The 5,504-nt window shown below is 39.6% G+C and carries 4 protein-coding genes and 1 pseudogene; all 5 read left to right on the forward strand.

What is annotated here, in order from left to right:
- Nucleotides 1-685: matrixin family metalloprotease (locus CZ225_RS22275; protein WP_129585934.1), on the forward strand; the 685-nt coding region annotated here is incomplete at its 5' end.
- 7 nt (nt 686-692) lie between these two features.
- On the forward strand, nt 693-1,067 hold the full coding sequence (locus tag CZ225_RS22280) for a hypothetical protein (protein WP_077155556.1): 375 nt from the start codon (nt 693-695) through the stop codon (nt 1,065-1,067).
- Between the two features lie 94 nt (nt 1,068-1,161).
- Entirely contained in the window at nt 1,162-4,065 is a 2,904-nt protein-coding gene (locus CZ225_RS22285; RefSeq protein WP_077155557.1) for an RHS repeat domain-containing protein, read from the forward strand.
- Entirely contained in the window at nt 4,065-4,679 is a 615-nt protein-coding gene (locus CZ225_RS22290) for a hypothetical protein (protein ID WP_077155558.1), read from the forward strand. The genes CZ225_RS22285 and CZ225_RS22290 overlap by 1 nt, the downstream gene beginning before the upstream one ends.
- 499 nt (nt 4,680-5,178) lie before the next feature.
- Nucleotides 5,179-5,504 (forward strand): annotated as a pseudogene (locus CZ225_RS22295) (RHS repeat-associated core domain-containing protein); the annotation flags it as partial.

Raw genomic sequence — 5,504 nt, forward strand, 5'->3', positions numbered from 1 at the left:
TTTATCTCCTTACCAATATGGAGCAAATAATCCAGTGAATAATGTTGATATTAACGGAGATAGTATTTGGTATACTTTGAAAGATGATATTGTTACAATGCATGTCACAGCAAAGATTTTTAACAATTCAAGTGATAATATTAATATGCAAAGAGCTGCAGAAGATATAATTTCAGATATTAAAAACACTTATGAAGGAAGTTTTAAATGGGATGATGGAAAAAAATATGATTTAAAAATCGATATGAATTTAGACGTTGCAAAAACGATGGAAGATGTAGTAGACTCAGATCATTTATTCGTGCTGGCAGATGCGCAGGGAGAGGGGGGCAGAGGGGTTACCAGTATGTCTGGTGGAAAAGTAATGACTTTGGCTGCAAGTGATTTTGCGAATGATAATTGGTTTTCTAATATTTTCTCTGATAATAATACTTTTACTGCAACACATGAATTCGGACACGCATTAGGATTAGAGCATTCATTAAATCCACTTAATATTATGAGACAAAAAGGCACTTCTCATAATAGTAGTGCGACGCAAAGGGTAACTATGTTGAAAAAACAAAATAATATCAATAGAGGAAGTAATAGTTATCAATATATTATGAGAAAAATACCTTATCCATTTGTGCATAATAAAAATATTACTATTACTACAAATGATTTAGGGCTAAAATGGAGATAATACGGATATGAAAAAAAATGGATATATAATAGCTAGTTTTATAATTATATGTGTTGTAATAATATGTTCAGTATCTAAAACTTCATATATATTTATTGGAAACTCTTATGAAGGAGGGAAAGATATAAATGTTACTATTGTTTTAGATGATACTTTGATACTTCATGATGGTATTTTAGAGTTTTACGAACTCCCCAGTCTATTTGGAAAAAGAAAAATGAAGGTAGGCTTATATAAAATTTCTGTGTTTTTTAAAAATGATAATAAACAAATAGAGTCTCATTTTTTTTATTTCTTTCAAACATCAATATGGATCGATTTCGTTATGGATAAAACTAATCCATTGCTGATTTCATGTTATTATAGTAGTATACCATTATAATATTTATGCGAATCTGTCTTACCTTGATATAGGTTGTCTAATTAAAGATAATTTATATCAGGGTATTTTATATATTGGAATGTTTATTCTATAAATGTTTACCAACTCTACCTGTTCAATACAGCGAACATCATTCCTTACCAACCAGAACCAAAAAGGACTGGCGCATTACCTGACCTTCTACCCTAAGCTGGGCGTGCGAATCTATTCCCTTTCTGCGGACAGCCTCACCTACCGGCAGGACTATGCGACGGGTACCCTCGACTGTACGCAGACCACTGACGAGGACGGGCACACCAGCCTGGAATTCAAGGACCTGGCTACGGAGAAGGTCCTCCTTTCACGTGTAATGGACGGGGAGGTGATGCACGATACCTATTACGTATATGACGGCTACGGGAACCTGCGGATGGTACTGCCTCCGGCGGCTTCGGACTTGCTGACTTCTACCACCACTCCCGCTTCATGGGTAGAGACTGTGGAAGCGATACAGAAGTATGCCTATGTCTACAAGTATGATGGGCGGAACCGTTGCATTTACAAGAAACTTCCCGGGTGTGATCCCCTCTATACGGTGTATGATGCCGCCGACCGTCCTGTCTTCGTACAGGACGGCGGGCAACGTGCCAAAGGGGAATGGTCCTTCAGCATCCCGGATGTTTTTGGACGGATTGTCCTGACGGGGACCTGCAAGAATACACTGGATTATGCAAATGATCCATTGAAGAACGTAGTGGTAAAAGCTACCCGATTAACAGGAACGAGTCATACCAATGACCTGAAAGGATATACGCTTCCCTCCCAAGTCACCCTGGCTACCCCGACGGTATTGAGCGTGAATTATTATGACCGGTATGACTTTATAGGATCCAATGGCATCCCTTCGGGTGCTGCCACTGCTTACGAGAAAGTAGCGGGATATGATGAGCTCAGGACAGTGGGAGTCAAAGGGTTGCTCACCGGAACGCTGACGGCGAAACTGAACAGCAGCGGAGCTGTATCGGGTTATCTTTATTCTGTGATGTATTACGATGAGAGGGGACGTTTGATCCAGCAGCGGGGCAACAATTCCCTGGGAGGGGAGGATAAGATATTTACCGCCTACGACTTCCCGGGGAACCCTACACAAGTCAGGAAGGTGCATACGGTCGGGGCGGATACACGGACGGAAGTCTATACCTATACGTATGATCAGGGGGAACGTTTGTTAAGGACTACCTATCAGTTGGACAATGCCGCGGTGGTGACCCTGGTGGATAACACTTATGATGAGGTGGGACGCTTGAAGTCGGACAGCAGGAACGGAAACGCGAAACTGAAAACAGAGTATGCGTATAACGTCCGTTCGTGGACGAAGAGTATTACGGGAACGTTGTTCAGCCAGACGCTCAATTATCAGGAGGCGATAACGGGGAATACTCCCTGCTATAATGGAAACATCAGCAGCATGTCGTGGAAGGCGGGATCGGAAACCAGCCCAAGAGGGTATCGTTTCACGTATGACGGTCTTTCCAGGTTGAAGGATGCCCTCTACGGGGAAGGTGCTACGCTTGCCGCTAATACGGACCGGTTCAATGAGCAGGTTACGGGGTATGACAAGATGGGGAATATTCTGGGGTTGAAGCGTTACGGGCAGACGGCTGCAAACAGCTACGGGCTGATCGATCATCTGGCTTTGACGTATAACGGTAACCGGTTGCAGGCGGTCAAGGATGCGGCAACAAACTCTGTCTATGGGAATGGTACGGAATTTAAAGACAATTCCAATCAAACGGTGGAGTATACTTATGATAAAAATGGCAATCTGACTAAAGATTTAAACAAGGATATTAGTAAAATCGGATATAATCTTTTAAATTTGCCTGATGAGGTAACCTTCGCCAACGGTAACAGTATCCGGTATGAGTATGCTGCTGACGGGACGAAGCTTCGTACGGTGCACAAGACGGGTGCTACTACCTTGACAACGGATTACTGTGGGAATGCGGTCTATGAGAACGGGGTGTTGAGGATGCTGCTCAATGAGGCGGGGTATGTGAGTTTCCCGGACAGGAAGTTCCATTTCTATTTGAAGGATCATCAGGGGAATACCCGTGTGGTAGCGGATAAGGATGGCAATGTGGAGGAAACGAATGCGTATTATCCGTTTGGGGGAACTTTCACTTCAACTAATAGTGTTCAGCCTTACAAGTATAATGAGGAGTTGGATACGAGGAATGGGCTGAACTGGTATGATTATGGTGCGAGACAGTATGATGCTGCGATAGGAAGGTGGCATGCGGTGGATCCATCTGCAGAGAAATACTACAATGTAAATTCATATGCTTATTGTAATAATAATCCAATAAAAAACATAGATATAGATGGACGGGACTGGTACATGAATGAATCGACAGGAAATTTATATTTTCACCGGGATTCAGTTGGACAACAATTGATGTATAACGATCAAATTTATACGCGTATAGGTAATAATAACATGTTAGGAGATATGAAAAATATTTTGTCGCAATTATACAATTTTAATGAATCTGTTTCATTAGCTCAGGCAAATGGTTATAGTATCAACCCTATTCAACAACTTCTTTCAGAAGAATCAATAGAGGAACTTTATTCGGATGGAAAACATAACTTTACATTAACAACAGGAAAAGTAGAGATTATTAATGAGAAATATTCTATATTTTCTGCCTCTGAAAGTAAAATAGTAGGTGTGAAAACGACCACATTGTGGTATAAAAAGCCAAGTATGTTGGATAATCTGATGACTTTTCTTATCGGTAGAAAAACAATAGGCATGATTGAAAGGAATAATTATACATATTCGGTTCCTTCTTTGGGTGATAAATTAATGAAAAGTGCTAGTAATCTTTATGGTGTATTACGCCCTATGATGACAGGAAAACATGATTATCGTGAAACAACAGTATATAATAGTTGGAGTGAATATCTTCGAATTAAGGGTACTAAGAATAAAATGAGAAACTATAAGCAATAATGAGAAAAATATTTTTTTTACTATTAACTAGCCTGCTTATTATTCAGGCTAGTTGCTTATTTCAATCTAATTTGGATGAACGTGATAAACAAAATTATCTTGAAATAATAAGTTTGTATCCGGAATCGCTAGTTTCTCATTTCCCTGAAAATGTAGATAGCAAGAGAGTTGTACTTTTCGAATTGCTATTTCCACGTGGAAGATATTTAAATTATATTCATTTGGGAATATTGTGTGATAATGAAGAACTTAATCAATTGAGAAAGGAGGCCACTTTTAAAGCAAAAGGTATCTATCACATTACAGATTCATGTTTAGTGCTTCCTTATGACTATGCAAAGTTTGAGATACTTGTATCATCGGATTCAATCCGCAATTCCCAGTTTGCGGGTATGTTGCCAATACCCAGTTTTCATAAATGGGAGACTAATTTTCCTTCTGATTTTAATAAAGAAGCAATTGTTTATCTTCTTGCTGCGGAGAAAGGTAGCTTTTTAACAGATGATTGTCTTTCAAGAAACGGAGTTGGGCTTCCTGACGATTGGAAACATGGCTATACGAAGGGAGTCAGTATATATAAGAATTATGCGATATATTGGCTTGAAGTCTGGTAGTGCATCTCTTTTTGTCTAAATGTTGATTGAGTTTTGCAATTAATCATGTTGTTTTATCCTAATATAGATTGTCTAATTATAGATAGTTTATATTGGGATATTTTTATACGGCTTTACAGGGAAGCCTACGCAAGTAAAACAAGTATGTATCATAATGAAGAAAAGAACGATTGCTAAAATGTATACGTATAAGTATAATGATCGTCTATTGAGAACAATTTACCAGTTGAATAACGATGCTTCTGTTGCCCTAGTAGATAATTTATGATGAAGTAGACCGTTTAAAACGACCGAATGCCGTAATGGTAACAGTATTCTCACGGCAAATTTTATGTACAATGTTCGCTTTTGCAAGAGTATTACTGGTGCATTGATCAGTCAAACGCTGAACTATCAGGAGGCAATAACGGAAACACTACATGTTATAGTGGAAATATTAGACGCTTCCATGAATTCGGTCTAGAATGGTACGGAATTTAAAGACGGTGCTAACCATGGGGTGGAGTATACTTATGATAAAAATGGCAATCTGACTAAAGATTTAAACAAGGATATTAGTAAAATCGGATATAATCTTTTAAATTTGCCTGATGAGGTAACCTTCGCCAACGGTAACAGTATCCGGTATGAGTATGCTGCTGACGGGACGAAGCTTCGTACGGTGCACAAGACGGGTGCTACTACCTTGACAACGGATTACTGTGGGAATGCGGTCTATGAGAACGGGGTGTTGAGGATGCTGCTCAATGAGGCGGGGTATGTGAGTTTCCCGGACAGGAAGTTCCATTTCTATTTGAAGGATCATCAGGGGAATACCCGTGTGGT

Origin of the sequence: Bacteroides bouchesdurhonensis, from assembly GCF_900155865.1 — a bacterium.
Classification (GTDB): Bacteria; Bacteroidota; Bacteroidia; order Bacteroidales; family Bacteroidaceae; genus Bacteroides; species Bacteroides bouchesdurhonensis.

Coding starts and splice junctions, on each gene's coding strand:
- CZ225_RS22280 (WP_077155556.1), top strand. CDS start 693: ATGAAAAAAAATGGATATATAATAGCTAGTTTTATAATTATATGTGTT.
- CZ225_RS22285 (WP_077155557.1), top strand. CDS start 1,162: ATGTTTACCAACTCTACCTGTTCAATACAGCGAACATCATTCCTTACC.
- CZ225_RS22290 (WP_077155558.1), top strand. CDS start 4,065: ATGAGAAAAATATTTTTTTTACTATTAACTAGCCTGCTTATTATTCAG.